Origin of the sequence: Paenibacillus sp. 203 (genome assembly GCF_037027525.1) — a bacterium.
GTDB classification, from domain to species: Bacteria; Bacillota; Bacilli; order Paenibacillales; family Paenibacillaceae; genus Paenibacillus; species Paenibacillus polymyxa_B.
In genome coordinates this window covers 164,102-178,668 of sequence record NZ_JAXCHD010000008.1, presented here as the reverse complement: position 1 = coordinate 178,668, position 14,567 = coordinate 164,102, and the positions used below count along the sequence as shown (strand labels likewise).

Below are 14,567 nucleotides of genomic sequence, written 5' to 3'. Positions count from 1 at the left end.
AAATTTAAGTTGGGAGTTACACTTATGAAAAATCCTTATATCAGAATGGCAGCAGGGCTTTACATCAACTATTTTCTTCTGGGTATGATCAATGTTATTCTATCGTCGAATATGAGCTTCCTGACCGTTCAATTGAACACGGATAAAGCAGCCATCGGCTATCTGGTGTCCGCGATTGGGATCGGTAAGCTGCTCGCTCTCGGGGTAGCCGGAAAAATGTCAGACAAATACGGAAGAAAACCACTCATTGTTATTGCATCATTTGCTTATTTAATCTTCCTGATCGGCATTCCACTTGCGCCCAACTATACGTTGGCATTCGTGTTTGCTATTATCGCAGGGCTTTGCAACTCTATGATGGATGCAGGAACGTATCCTGCATTAATTGAAGGCTTTGGAAAAAAAGCCGGGTCTGCAACGGTGCTGGTCAAAGCATCCATCTCGATCGGTGCCATTGTGATTCCATTCATGATTGCTTTCTTTATTAATCACGACATGTTCTATGGTTATTCCTTCTTTATTCCAGCAGGGATTTATCTGCTGAACGGTATCTTCTTGTCGATAACAGCTTTCCCCAACCACAAAGCAGAGGAACAAAAGGCTTCAACGGAGGCTGCACAATCCACAGATACTTTCCGCAGCGAGCCTAAGTTTTGGCAAGAAGGTTTATCTCTGATTATTATTGGTTTTACTTCTACTGTATTGTTCATGATCGTGCAGCTATGGCTGCCTACCTTTGGACAAGAGGCCCTGGGCATGGACAAAGCCAGTGCCATTAAACTGCTGAGCTACTATAGTATAGGTTCATTGGTTTCCGTTATTCTGTTAGCTGTGGTACTTGGTAGATTCATTAAACCGATTACTGTCATGATTGTATATCCGCTTATTGCCCTGCTTTCTTTGTTGGCTTTAATTACATGGCACAATCCTGTCGCTACTTTGATCAGTTCATTCCTGATTGGCTTGTCTACCGCAGGCATATTCCAAATTGCCCTCACGGTTATGACGGAATTTTTCCGCAAGAACAAAGGCACTACGACTTCTTTCGTGAACATAGCAGCCAGTCTTTCGTTCATCCTGATGCCTTTGGCTACCGGGGGCATGTCCAAAAGTTTGGGAATTACCTCGGTATTCATTCTGGATATTGCGATTGCTGTAATCAGTATTTTGCTGGCCGTGTTTGTTGCTTATCGATATAAAAAAGTATTTCATTAAACCACACAGATTACTTGGAGGCTTATATTATGAAAAGTGCTGGACGCATTGACGGAAGAACACAATTAATCGGACTGCTTGCTACACCAATCGGACACTCTTTGTCCCCGGCTATGCATAATCTTGCGTTTGAAAAGCTGGGTCTAAATAACGCGTATATGGCTTTTGAAGTAGGAAATGAACAACTTGAAGAAGTGGTACGGGGGATGCGCGCTCTGAACATACGCGGTTATAACGTGTCCATGCCTAACAAAACAGCTATATTACAGTACCTTGACGAGCTGGACGACAGTGCTAAATTTACAGGTGCCGTCAACACCGTCGTAAACACAGATGGTAAACTGAAAGGCTACAGTACTGATGGATCTGGTTATGTTCGCAACTTGCGTGAACACGGCATTGACCTGAAAGGTAAGAAAATGACACTTGTCGGCTCTGGCGGCGCAGCTACACCGATTGCTATTGAAGCGGCTCAAGCAGGTCTGGCTGAAATTTCAATCTTTGCCCGTAACGATCAGTTCTTTGCTCGTGCAGAAGAAAATGTCCGTATTATTAATGAAGATATGAAACACACCCAAGTCAAGGCGAATATCTATCCATTGGAAAATCAAGAACAGCTACGTGAAGAGATCCGCACAAGTCATATTCTCGCTAACGGTACAGGTGTTGGTATGAAACCGCTGGAAGGCAAAAGTGTGATTGAAGATGTGTCCATGCTTCGTTCCGACCTGATCGTAACCGATGTAGTGTACAGCCCAGCTAAATCCAAGCTGATGGAGCAAGCAGAATCCGTAGGTGCAACCGCCATTAACGGTCTGGGCATGATGCTGTGGCAAGGCGCATTAGCCTTCGAACTGTGGACAGGCCAAGAGATGCCGGTCGCTTATATTAAAGAACAGCTTTTTGCTGATAAGCTGTAGACATAGAGCTGCTAACAAGTGTACTAAGCAATGAATTCCTTCTATTATATACTCATGCATGTACTCAAAAGACTATGCTCGGCGAATGAACACTTCTGCCGGGCATAGTCTTTTGATTAATCCTTATAAGGGTCAAATTCATTGGCCCCAGCCATGCATACCCCAATAGGCTTCAGTTCATGCATAACTTCTACAGTCTCGGAATGAGCATCCAGTACCTCGCGCAGTTTACGGTAGACGAACGGGCTTTCATCTGTACCGGCTCCGCGCAGCTCGACACCATAGTTCCGAACGGCCTCCTTCATCTGTACGTCTGTGATTTGTCCACCACTCCGTGTACGGGTTTTCCAATTCATTTTACCGGCTGCCTGGGTACGACTCATAATACGACCTGCGCCATGGACTGTACTATAGTAGGAATCCCGATTTTCTACCGTATCTCTTCCACGCACAATTACCGAAATATCGCCCATGCTTCCTCCAATAAAGCCCATCTTGGCTAGGTGCCGAGGGAGTGGCGCCTTTACGGACCACAATGGTGTCACGCCCATCATGCTGTTCTTTCCATGCGTAATTATGGTGGTTATGCACAGTAAAGTCTGCTTCGGTCCCCATAATACCAAGCACTTGTTCTATCACATAGTCACGTCCCGCATACGCATAGCGTCCAGCAAGGCGCATCGCACGGTAGTACATGTCCCCCAGCTCACTGTTCATATCCAGCAGCACAGGCGGCTGATCCATATGCTCTCCCGGCGCCTTTCCGAGAAACTCTCGTCCAGCGGCCAAGTTTAGAAACCCACTTGCTGTTTTGTGTCCAAAGCCCCGGCTGCCAAAATGATTGGCAATCCAGACCTGTCCTGTCGCTTCCTCCACGAATACATCAACAAAATGATTGCCACTCCCTACTGTACCCAGCTGTTCTCTCGCCAAGGACTTCAGTTTGTCATATTCTTGTTTCCCAATCGCTGCATATACCGCCCAGTCCGGATCATCGAACAGCTCATGGTCTACCTGAATTGCATTCACACGGCCTACGCCAAACGAAATATGACGTGCAATCTCATCCATCACGGCTGAAATACGCGGCATAATATCTGCTGCAAACAGCTTCGTTCTTACCGCCTTATTCCCGCAACCGATATCATACCCGACACCTGAAGGCGAAATTTGTCCGTCATACACCATCACACCGCCAATCGGCTGACTGTAGCCTTTATGATGATCTGCCATCAGCAGCGCCTGAATCACATTGCCGTTTTCGGCACATGTACGGGCTTGAGATAATGCCCCTGGATCAGGTGCTCCCCATACTCGTACTCCATTGATTTCTTGATAAGCCATCGTCGTTTCATCCTCCTGTAAGTCACTCCATGATTAAACTTGTAAAGTCGTTAATTGCATCATGTACGTTTTACCAGCTTCCGAACAGGGCGTAAGTATTACAAGTACAATAGTAGATATCCCCTAAGAAAATGAAAAAGGATACCCATGCAGCCAACCAGACTGTAGGATATCCTTTTATAATCATTTAGAAACTATGAAATCAATTATACCAATCTTTTTTGATGATTCCGAATTGATCCACAATAAAAGGTTTGGCATCATTTTTGTTTTGATCAATTTCATACGTTACGGCTGTAAGTTTGTTTCCGTCTATGGTGATACCAACAAAATTCTGTACCTGTCCTCGTGTAGGTCTACGATTGTCACTCGGATCTGGGCCATATACTGCCGCATGATTCTCTTCAGCTAGTTCAAAGAGATTATAGTACTTATCTCCAAGTTTTTCGCTTGGGTTCTTGTAGTAAACTTTGGGGCCAGCGGTTGCTGGGATGACATAGATACTTCCGTCTGGATTCACACTGTATTCAATCGTCTTTTCATTTAATGTATCTTTTACTTTTGTTGGCGTTGTTGCTTTACCCTTTTGATTGATTGGTTTCGTACGTGCATAAATATGATCGTGCCCTTGCACAACAAAGTCGATATCCAGCTCAGCCATTAAAGGTGCAATCTGGTTACGAACTCCGTTATTATCTATGATGTCAGAGTCTGTTGCATGATTAGAGGTAGTATAGGGACCTTTATGAATGTTAACAATGATCCACTTTGCACCTGCCCTTTTGGCTGCCGCAGCATCTTTCTTTAACCATTCAACTTGATCTTCAGAAAAATTGGCATATTTCTCTGAGTCCTCATTGGAGTTCAGTACAATAAAGTGAGCATTGCTGTAATCAAAGGAGTAGTACGCTCCTGTTTTAGTAGCAGAACCAGCTGGTTCATTAATATTAAAGTGATCATAAAAAGCGTAGTTCTCATCCTCGTGATTACCTGCTGAAGGAACAATGGTTGTATTCAAAAGACTTTTTTGTGAATGTCCCAACAACCAGTCCCACTGCTCTTCTTTGGTACCGGTGTCTACAATATCTCCGTTGTGGACTACAAACTGAGCATTACCTACAGTTTGAAGTGCTTTTTTGAGCGTCTGTGAAGACAATATGGCTTCATCTTCGCTTTTTGCTTGTGTATCAGCTAGATCAATGAAGGTAAATTCACCGCTCTTAGGAGCCGTTTGAAACGCACCTGTTTCGCTCCATATCCCGCGCGCTGCATCACCCACACGATAATAATAAGCTGTGTCCGCTTGAAGACCTGTAGCTACGGCTTTATGGACAAGCTCTTCTGCAGAATTGGTCGATGGAGAGGAAGTGCCTTCAAATGCGATAGCTTTCGTAAAATCAGCTTCTGAATCCGTTTTCTTTATTACTTGAACAGTGCTGTTCGTGAGCAGTTTTGAAGTATACCAGGTAAACCCTTTGGAGCCTTTTGTGTCTCCATAAAATGTAGCTGTAATTTTACTAATACTATCTGTGTTCCCTGATGATTCAGCATAGACAGCCGAAGCAGACGGACCAGTAATCAAACCTAGCATAAGAGCAATAGACATAGATATTGCTGACCATTTTTGAAACTTCTTAAACATGTGTACACTCCTCTTTGCGGTTAAATATGTAAAAGTTATAATTATGATCATAACAATCAATTGTTAATACGTTGTTTTTGGAAATATAGTACTTTGTAAAAATGAAGTTATGAGTGTGTTTTTATCCTACTTTGATCACCGAAGATTATGCTTTAGGTATATAAACCAAAAAAGGCCTACCGGATGTTTGCAAAGTTTGCGAAACCGGCAGCCCTTCTTCCTGTTCTAGGTGCTCTTGACATATAATATTAGACTGACCCCATATAAGAAGCAGTGACGGAGTCTTAGAAAGTTATTAAGGGATTTGTTAAATCGCTAACCAACTAATGTGAGGAAGTATTTTTCAAATCTGCTTCATAACGAAGGCCGAATTGTTGTCTTGCCTCCTCCATCACTTCAGCGACTGTAAGTGAACACTCCAAGGAGTTAATGGAACTGTTGCGTTCACCACTCTTGATCAAATCAATAAATTCCTGAATTTCATAATACATTGGCTCACGCGTCTGAGCTTTGGTTAGATCCTCAATTGTGCCGTCCCGATAATGAATTTTCACCTCATAGGGCTGGCTGATTTTATCGATCACCATCGTTCCATTCTCACCCTGAATTTCAGCAGGCAGATAAGAATCTGTAATTTTGGAATACATGACGATAGCATCCATATCAGGATACTTCATCACGATACTGCCCTCGCCATCGACACCAGAGGATAAAAGTACACCAACCGCCCGAACCTCCTCAGGTTTTCCGAACAAAGTCACCATAGGATACAAACAATATACTCCAAGGTCCATCAAGGAACCATTGGAAAAGGCCGGATTAAATGCATTCAATACCTTACCTTGCTTAAAAGCATCAAAGCGTGAGGAGTATTGACAATAGCTTGCAAAATAACGCCGAACCCGCCCTATTTTATACATATGATCCTTTATTATTTTAAAGTTAGGCATCAGTGTGGATTTCACGGCCTCCATCAGCAGAACATCGTTGTTGCGCGCGGCTTCGATCATGCTCTTCACCTCTGCTGCATTAGACGCAAAGGGTTTCTCACACAACACGTGCTTTCCGTGATTCATACATAAGATCGCCTGCTCCGCATGTAAGGAATTGGGGCTGGCAATATATACGGCATCGACCTGATCACTTGCGGCCATTTGCGCCAGGTCTGTAAAAACCTCCGGCTGGCTGTTATATTTGTCAGCAAAAGCTTTGCCCTTATCCTCTGTGCGTGAGTATACCGCCGTCAGGGAAAATTCGTCCGTCTCCATCGCAGCTTGAATAAACCTCTCTGTTATCCAGTTGGTTCCAACAATACCAAAACGCATCACAGTATCCCATCCTTCCCGTGAGTCATTACAATTCATATGTACCTATTCTCGCATTCCAGCCTAAACTTGTCCACTATACCGTTATTCATATCTCATGCCTCAACATGTTCATTCGACAAAAAAAGACTGTAGCCTATCAGCATAATTTATACTGATTGTACCACAGTCCCTGTCATTTATTTGGGGTTATATCTCTATTTTTTTGATATCACTTTTCCTACTTCTTCCAAAATGGCATCCATGGAAGCTGGGTCGTGTACATCATACTCATCAATGTTCAGACGCAGTACAGGACAGGCATCAAATTCGTTGATCCAATTGGAATATCTGCGATGCATTTGCTCCCAATAGGATCGCTCGGTCTGGATCTCCATCTCGCGACCACGCTCCTCAATCCGACTCAGTATGGAAGGCAAGCTGCCTTCCAAATAGATCAACACATCAGGGTGTGGGAAAAACGGTGTCATCACCATCGCCTCAAACAGGCTAGTATACGTTTCATAATCGGTAGGGTTCATCGTTCCCTGATCGGCATGCATTTTCGCAAAAATGCCTGTGTCCTCATAAATAGAACGATCCTGTACAAAACCTCCACCAGACAAGAAAATATTCTTTTGTTCCTTGAAGCGTTCCGCGAGAAAATAAATTTGCAAATGAAAGCTCCATCTTTCGAAATCGTGATAAAATTTCTCCAGATAGGGATTATGATCAACCTGCTCCAAAGAGGTTTTAAAACCAAGACGTCCGGCCAAAGCACCAGTCAGCGTAGATTTGCCTACACCCACTGTGCCCGCTACCGTAATCAGGGCATTCGCAGGAATGTTGTAATTATTCACTATATAAGCTCCTTTACATCGGAAACAATTTGTTTAAATTGTGCCTGATTTTCTACAAAATCAATTTCATTCCCGTTCACGGTCAATATACGAGGGGAAGGGGACTGTTCAGCGAGAAACTGCATGCCTTTATCATAATCTATGATCAATTGCTCCAGATAGGCGGGGTCCATCTCCTGTTCAAAAGAGCGTGCACGCTTGCGAATTCTCCCCAGCAAGGTATCCAAATCTGCTCTAATATAAATGATAATGTCCGGCTTAGGCATATCGTCTGTGAGCAAATGATAGATTTGACGATATTTTTCGAGCTTCACACCCTTAAGCGTACGTTCGGCAAAAATTAAATTCTTGTAGATATGGTAATCAGAAATAACGGGCTGAGCTTTCTCGATATATTGCAGACCGGTATCCTCCAGCTGCTTGTACCGATTGCAGAGAAAGAACATTTCCAGCTGAAAACTCCACTCATCTATATTTTGATAAAATTTATCGAGAAATGGGTTCTCCTCGACAATCTCTTTGATCATCGGCAAATGTAGCTCGGTTGAAAGCATCGAAGCTAACGTCGTTTTACCTGCTCCGATTGGCCCTTCAACGGCTATAAATGGGGCTTGTTTCATGGGGTTCTGCTCCTCCTTGTACTCCAGTCCATCCTGTGGACAACTATCCTATTGTATCACAAGGTAGTACGCTAAAGGCATACCAAATCTATGGATAAAACAAAAAAAACAGAGCGCTACATTTTGCTTCATAGCGTCCCTGTTTCTCATTTAAACCAACCTTTTTCGTTAAAACGTGTAATTGCCTCAATCCGGTTACTGACACCCAGCTTATCGAGAATGACTGAAATATAATTGCGCACCGTCCCTGTCGTTAAATACAGTTCACCAGCAATCTCTTTTGTGTTCTTTCCGTCAGCGATGAGCGCTAAAACGGTCTTTTCACGCTCTGTTAGCGGGTTGACTTCGGCATAAGCATCATCGACCAGTTCCGGGGCATAAATACGCCGACCTGCCATAATACTTCGAATGGAGGAAGCCAGCTCTTCACTAGGACTGTCCTTGAGCAAATAACCGTGTGTCCCCGCCTTGATCGCTCGTTCAAAATACCCGGGGCGGGCAAACGTAGTTAAAATCAGCACCTTGCAGTTCAAGCCTTTGAGTTCCTCAGCCGCATCCAATCCGCTCTTGATCGGCATTTCGATGTCCATAATGCATATGTCTGGCTGATGCAACTTCACCAGTTCTATAGCTTCTTCCCCGTTGCTAGCTTTTCCGACTACTTTCATGTCCTCTTCCAAGTCCAGCAGGGAGGCTAGAGCACCCAGCAGCATACGCTGGTCCTCCGCGATGACAATTCGAATCATGGCCCCACCTCCTCATTCGGCTTTTCAGTGATATTAGGCACTTTAATGACCAAGGTCGTTCCCTGATCTGAACGCAGCTCCATACATCCGTTCACGAATTCGAGCCTTTCTTTCATACCTTTCAGGCCGTTTCCACGAAAGGTTCCATTTTCTCTCGTAATACCGACTCCATTATCCTGAATCCGAAGGGTTAATTCCTTACGGGACGGCTCAATGGTGATGGAACAAGCGGTGGCTCCACTGTGCTTAACCACATTTGTCACTGCTTCCTTCATACACATACTAAGGACATTTTCATTCATTAATGATGTATGCTCCAGCTTCGGGTCGCCCTCTAGAGTCAATTCAATGTGAGCAGCCTTTAAAATCTGCCGAATACGTAGCAGTTCATCCTCTAGTCGCATACCGCGCATTTGAGTAACCATTTCCCGCACCTCTTTTAGTGCGCTTCTCGCCGTGAGACGAACATCGTTAATTTCAGCATGAGCCCGCTCCGGGTACTGATCCATCAGTTTGCCCGCCAAATCGCTCTTCAGCCCAATGAGTGACAGCTTCTGACCTAAGGTATCGTGCAGGTCACGCGCAATTCTTTGCCGTTCCTCCAGCTTAATCAATTCCGATATTTTCTTATTGGCATCCTCCAATTGGACTTGGAGCCGATCGCTTTTGTTGCGATTAAAATTCGTAATCGGAAGGAGAATCACACCGATCAGATTGAGCAGGATAAAAGGAATCTGTTTAATAAAAATGGGATTCTGAGAAACAAAACCGTAATTGATCAATCCAATCGTAATAACCATTAAAATAATATACAGCGTCGTAAATGCAGCCTTACTTTTAATATTACCGATCAGATAGGCGATAAATATGGAAAAATACATATAACTAAACAGCAGTGTCATGGTAATCGATATGGCAATTTGTACACTGGTCCAAAAGTATATAAGCCAGCCTTTCGAGACAAAAGCCAATACATAACATGCAAAAAACACTAAAATAATAGCAGTACCCAGAATAATATGACTTGTAGATGAAGAACTAAAGTAGTAAAAGGGCAGGATATAAAAGACGACCCACACATAAGGGCTAAGTCCCGTATTTCTTTGAAAAATCTGATACCATTTTTGCATCCTGCCACCCTCTTCTACTTCACTTGACTTATATCTCTTATCATATCATACCAAGTTTTGTACAACGTTATTTTCTTTCTGTGCTTACAACAGGTGTAGGGATGGGTTTCGTGACTGCAACACGTTTGCTAAGGAGCGGCTTTACTTGTTTAAAGGTCAAAAAGGTTTTCGTATTTTCATCCCAAAGTCGGAACTTTAATGATTGCAGACTGCTACTCACTGTGATCGTGGTCGCCTTTTGAAGTAACGGTGTCGCTTCATGCGCTTTTTCCAAATTATAATTTGGCACTTTGGGGCTCAAATGATGAACGTGATGAAATCCGATATTCCCCGTGATCCATTGCAATACTTTAGGAAGCTTGTAGTAAGAACTGCCTTCTACGGCTGCATTAATATAACTCCACTCTTCATCGTGCTCAAAATACGAATCCTCAAATTGATGTTGTACATAGAACAACCAGATGCCCAACATACCGGATACAAAAAAGATAGGTGCCTGTACCAGAAGGAAGGCCTGCCATCCAATAGCCCAGCACAACAGTGCATACAATGCAACGATGGATATATTCGTCACATGAGTGTTCATTTTTTCCTTGCGTTTGGCTGTCTTGATATTAAAGCGATAGGAAATCAAAAAAGTATAGATCGGACCTAGTCCGAACATAACCCAAGGATTTCGATATATGCGATAGGCCAGCCGTGTCCATGTGGAAGCCTCTGTGTACTCTTCTACCGTGAGCACCCACATGTCACCTGTGCCTCTTTTATCCAGATTACTGCTGGTTGCATGGTGGATCGCATGACTATTTTTCCATTGATGATAAGGACAGAGCGTAATAATACCTGTAATCGTTCCCACAATGTCGTTCAGCTTGCGGCTTTTGAAGAAGGATTGATGACCACAATCATGAAAAATAATAAACGTCCGTACCACAAACCCCGATGCAACAATGGCAATGGGAAGCGTCAGCCAGTACGAAACCGACAGGCTAAGATAAGCAGCATACCACAATAGGATCAGTGGACCCAAAGTATTGATGAGTTGCAGAACGCTGGATTTCGTGTTTATTTTCTCGTAGGGAGCCATATTTTTTTTTAATTGGGCTAATGGGAGTTGTGTCATACTCATTATGATCCTCCTTTAAAATGACGCCTATACCTTGATCCTGTTAGGCGTACATGTTGATCTAATCTCAGTATAAGGTGAAGACTGTAGACGCTGTAGTCATAAACGTCAGCTCGGGTATATGACATTTGTCATATAGACAAGTAACATAATCCCTTTTCCAAATGTTCGCGGGTTTCTTTTCTGAGGATTATTTGTTAAAATATAAGCTATAATAACGCTGTATGTGACTGGCGAAGTCAGTGGAATGAACCACGAGGGAGCATACAAAAAAAGCGTACCGTTCGCCTGGGAGAAGTATTTGCAGAGGATTCGTCTGTCTTGACGACCTTGTGCAAATACTTTTTTTCGTTTACAAGACCATGACAACCTGTTGATAAATCACGCGATAAATTCAGAGGAGGCTCGGACTATGGCTATTATCATGAAATCCAAAGAAGCAGCTGAGCAAGTATATGCAACGATCCGTTCACAGGTAGAAGAAATGAAGCAGCAAGGACACCGTCCCCATCTGGCGACACTATTGGTAGAAGGCGATCCGGCTTCTGCCTACTATGCCCGGACCAAGCAAAAAGTAGCGGAGAAGCTGGGCATCTCATTTCATCTTCATACTTTTGATCGTCATGTTAGCGAAACCGAGCTACTGCACCTGATCGGCAGTCTGAACAATGCACCCCATGTACATGGCATTATGCTGGAACTGCCGCTTCCCCAACATCTTTCCGCCTCCGTTATTAAACAATCCATCGCCCCCTACAAGGATATTGATGGGATTACACCTGATAACAAGCTGGCTACCGTAACAGGTGACGCAGGACTATATCCCGCAACACCACAAGCCTGTATCGAGCTGCTCAAGCATTACGGTCACACATTGGCAGGCAAAAATGTCACTCTCGTGGGCATCGGACAGACAGTGGGACTTCCCCTTTTCCACATGTTGCAAAGAGAAAATGCCACCGTTACCGCCTGTCATGCAGGAACACGTGATATTGCAGAGCATCTGAGCCATGCAGACATTGCCTTCGTCGCAGTCGGATGCCCTGATGTGATTACACAGGATATGGTTCATCCCGGTCTGATTTTGGTAGATGCGGGAATTAATGAGACGCTAGAGGGAAAAATAGTGGGGGATGCCGCTTTAGACGTTGGGGAAAAGGTCCATGCCATTTCTCCGGTTCCCGGCGGCGTTGGCACCTTAACAACTGCGATTTTGTATAAAAATCTGCTCAAAGCAATACATCTGCAACACTACTCCAGAGAGGTGGTCTATTCATGAGTGAACTGTCGTGGAATCATTCCATCGGGCATTTTCTAAAAGAGGCTGCAAGTGCAGCGCCTACCCCCGGCGGAGGAAGTGTATCCGCACTGGCTGCGGCACTAGGCGCGGCTATGACCTCCATGACCGCCAACCTTTCACAAGGAGAAAAATATGCGCATATCCATGAACAAATCACGGACGTCATTAGCAGCATGGAAAGATTGTCTGCACATTGTGAGGAACTAATGGTCGCAGACATCCAATCCTTTGAACAGTACATGACCGCGCTGCGTTTGCCCAAGGAAACGGACGAAGAGAAGCGCTATCGTACCCATTCCTTACAGACAGCGGTGATCGCTGCCATTGAGGTACCCATGCGCCTGCTGGAAGTATGCCGGGACGGATTGTCGCAAGCCTACAACATTGTGGAAATGTCCAATAAAAATGTGATTTCGGATCTTGGCATCGGCGCGATCTTGTTCGAAGCCGCCGCTCAATCTGCCCTGCTTACCGTCGATATTAACCTTGCTTCGCTGAAAGATTTGGATGTCAAATACTCCTATGAGACCAAGACAGCCGCACTCATCCGTGAAATCGGACAGATCAAAGAACAAACCTTGTTGATGGTGCGCAGTCGAATAGCGAATTAGATTGCTCATAACCGTGTTTAACCTGTTCGAACCAACATATTCTGCTTACTCATTAAAAATAGCCTCCAAATCCATCTCTAATCGTGGGTTTGGAGGTTATTTTATTGAAATTCATACATTTTGGAAAACTTTTCTATATAATCTACGTCTATGGATAGGGGGATACATTGATCAAGAAATGAGGAAAATCGTATGAAAAGACGGGCTCTATTACTCAGTATAATCACGTTATTGCTGCTCAGTCCCAGTGTATGGGCGGCCGGAGATAACTCCACATCCCATATTCGCGCCTATGATTCCGGGAGTCTGATTCAGTCTGATGGAAGCTTGTGGCTGTGGGGTTATAATCAATCCGTACCGACTCGTGTAGAGGGTAAGCCGGACGTTGTAAAAACATTTTCTAATATCATCAACGAGGGCGATCTGGTATTTACCTTACAAGACCACTCTGCTTGGTATGTGCCTAGAAATAATATTGCTGAATCCGTGAAATTCGTTCCTCTGGAAGGATTACAGAACCTCGCAGCTGTAAGTAATTTGAATGATCATGTGCTCGCTCTGAGCAGCGAAGGCAGCATATCTTCCGCTGAACGGCTCGACAATGGAAACATCTCTAGTCCTTTTCAAACCCTATCTGGCATCGACGAGATTGCCAATATTGATAGTTACTATGAGGAAAGACCGGATTATGAGGAACGCTGGATATTTCTAAAAAAAGACGGCAGTGTATGGAAAAATACAAAAGCCTTGCAGGGCTTCGAACCTATTTCATCATTAAAGGATATTACGTCAATCGCTAAAAACATAGCCTTAAAAAAAGATGGCACCGTGTGGACGTGGCCCAAAGAATTTGATAAAAATGCAACTCCGTCCGAAACTCTATCCGTATCGCAAATTCAAGCCTTATCGGATATCAAGACAATCAAGGCCAATAGGTATTCCAATCTCGCAATTGATCAGCAAGGTCGGCTATGGTTCTGGGGTGCTACAGTTACGGGTTACTCAGATAATACAACCTATCACAACGAAAATACCCCTGTACTATTAACAGGAGTAAAGGATGTTAAAGACGCCTTTTTCGCCGAACGCTCCATACTTGCCCTCACCACAGCTGGGAATGTATATGTTGCGTCTCTAGATGGTGAAAAGTTACCATCCAATGCACCCTTTACATTACTTGCTAAAAATATTCAAAGCATCAAAGCAGGTCCACGGCACGTAATCATGCAAAAAACAGATGGCGCCCTATGGGGCTGGGGTGTCAACAAACACGCGCAGCTCGGTATAGGGGACTATGAGTTTCTGTATAGTTCACCAGTTCCTGTACAAAAACCGATTCTTGTCCGTCTCAATGGTTCGCCTGTCTCTCTGAGTAATGGTGTCATTACCCGCAACGGGCAGGCGTTTATTCCCCTTCGTTCTGTTTTTGACAAACTGGGGGCCGAGATCGCTTATGATTTCAACAGCAAAATAGCGAAAATGAATCAGTCTAAGACAGAAGACCATCCTGTCTCTCTAGAAGTAAATTTCAAAACCAGCCAAACAAAAGTGAACGATAAAGCTGTAAAGCTCACCAATCCGCCCTTCATGGTGAATGGTATTGGTTATCTTCCATTAAGGCTACTCAGCGAAACGCTAGGGGCCAAAGTAGATTGGATACAAAAAGAAGATACTATTGAAATTACGACAAAATAGTAAATTAAAAACCAGTCCATATATGATTCATGTTGGACTGGTTTTTAATGCTAT

At 43.9% G+C, this 14,567-nt stretch carries 12 protein-coding genes, 1 pseudogene and 1 riboswitch; of the genes and pseudogenes, 5 read left to right on the top strand and 8 right to left on the bottom strand.

Features of this window, described 5'->3' with window-relative positions; genetic code table 11:
- Positions 1–24 precede the first annotated feature (24 nt).
- Both WA407_RS19330 and WA407_RS19325 read left to right on the top strand, forming a co-directional pair.
- Positions 25–1,215 (top strand): MFS transporter, encoded by a 1,191-nt coding sequence (locus tag WA407_RS19330; protein ID WP_336078161.1) that lies wholly within the window; start codon positions 25–27, stop codon positions 1,213–1,215.
- A gap of 29 nt (positions 1,216–1,244) precedes the next feature.
- A complete protein-coding gene (locus tag WA407_RS19325) occupies positions 1,245–2,135 on the top strand; it encodes a shikimate dehydrogenase (RefSeq protein ID WP_336078160.1) in 891 nt (296 codons plus the stop codon).
- A gap of 116 nt (positions 2,136–2,251) precedes the next feature.
- On the opposite strand, the pseudogene WA407_RS19320 reads toward WA407_RS19325, so the two are convergent.
- The 8 genes and pseudogenes from WA407_RS19320 to WA407_RS19285 all read right to left on the bottom strand — a co-directional run bounded on the left by WA407_RS19320 (position 2,252) and on the right by WA407_RS19285 (position 10,910).
- Positions 2,252–3,479, bottom strand: a pseudogene (locus WA407_RS19320) (RtcB family protein).
- Positions 3,480–3,681: 202 nt separating this feature from the next.
- Positions 3,682–5,121 (bottom strand): metallophosphoesterase family protein, encoded by a 1,440-nt coding sequence (locus WA407_RS19315; RefSeq protein WP_336078159.1) that lies wholly within the window; start codon positions 5,119–5,121, stop codon positions 3,682–3,684.
- Between the two features lie 323 nt (positions 5,122–5,444).
- Positions 5,445–6,446: a Gfo/Idh/MocA family protein gene (locus WA407_RS19310; RefSeq protein ID WP_268819935.1), complete on the bottom strand. Its 1,002-nt coding sequence runs from the start codon at positions 6,444–6,446 to the stop codon at positions 5,445–5,447.
- 197 nt (positions 6,447–6,643) lie between these two features.
- A complete protein-coding gene (locus tag WA407_RS19305; protein ID WP_013308920.1) occupies positions 6,644–7,285 on the bottom strand; it encodes a deoxynucleoside kinase in 642 nt (213 codons plus the stop codon).
- Positions 7,285–7,905, bottom strand: a complete 621-nt coding sequence (locus WA407_RS19300) for a deoxynucleoside kinase (RefSeq protein WP_061830657.1) — start codon at positions 7,903–7,905, stop codon at positions 7,285–7,287. Before WA407_RS19300 ends, WA407_RS19305 begins: the two co-directional genes overlap by 1 nt.
- A gap of 146 nt (positions 7,906–8,051) precedes the next feature.
- Positions 8,052–8,651, bottom strand: coding sequence for a response regulator transcription factor (locus WA407_RS19295; protein WP_017426246.1), 600 nt, complete (start codon positions 8,649–8,651; stop codon positions 8,052–8,054).
- Positions 8,648–9,781 carry a sensor histidine kinase gene (locus WA407_RS19290; RefSeq protein ID WP_250259325.1) on the bottom strand — a complete coding sequence of 378 codons (1,134 nt, stop codon included), beginning with the start codon at positions 9,779–9,781 and terminating at the stop codon, positions 8,648–8,650. The genes WA407_RS19295 and WA407_RS19290 overlap by 4 nt, the downstream gene beginning before the upstream one ends.
- Before the next feature lie 67 nt (positions 9,782–9,848).
- Positions 9,849–10,910: a fatty acid desaturase gene (locus WA407_RS19285; RefSeq protein WP_013308916.1), complete on the bottom strand. Its 1,062-nt coding sequence runs from the start codon at positions 10,908–10,910 to the stop codon at positions 9,849–9,851.
- A gap of 213 nt (positions 10,911–11,123) precedes the next feature.
- Positions 11,124–11,208: riboswitch (ZMP/ZTP riboswitch) on the top strand.
- A 111-nt stretch (positions 11,209–11,319) separates the two neighbouring features.
- On the opposite strand from WA407_RS19285, the gene WA407_RS19280 reads away from it, so the two are divergent.
- The 3 genes from WA407_RS19280 (at position 11,320) to WA407_RS19270 (ending at position 14,513) form a co-directional block, all read left to right on the top strand.
- Positions 11,320–12,186 carry a bifunctional 5,10-methylenetetrahydrofolate dehydrogenase/5,10-methenyltetrahydrofolate cyclohydrolase gene (locus WA407_RS19280; protein WP_336078158.1) on the top strand — a complete coding sequence of 289 codons (867 nt, stop codon included), beginning with the start codon at positions 11,320–11,322 and terminating at the stop codon, positions 12,184–12,186.
- Positions 12,183–12,818: a cyclodeaminase/cyclohydrolase family protein gene (locus WA407_RS19275; protein WP_336078157.1), complete on the top strand. Its 636-nt coding sequence runs from the start codon at positions 12,183–12,185 to the stop codon at positions 12,816–12,818. The genes WA407_RS19280 and WA407_RS19275 overlap by 4 nt, the downstream gene beginning before the upstream one ends.
- 192 nt (positions 12,819–13,010) lie before the next feature.
- A complete protein-coding gene (locus tag WA407_RS19270) occupies positions 13,011–14,513 on the top strand; it encodes a stalk domain-containing protein (protein WP_336078156.1) in 1,503 nt (500 codons plus the stop codon).
- Positions 14,514–14,567: the final 54 nt, after the last annotated feature.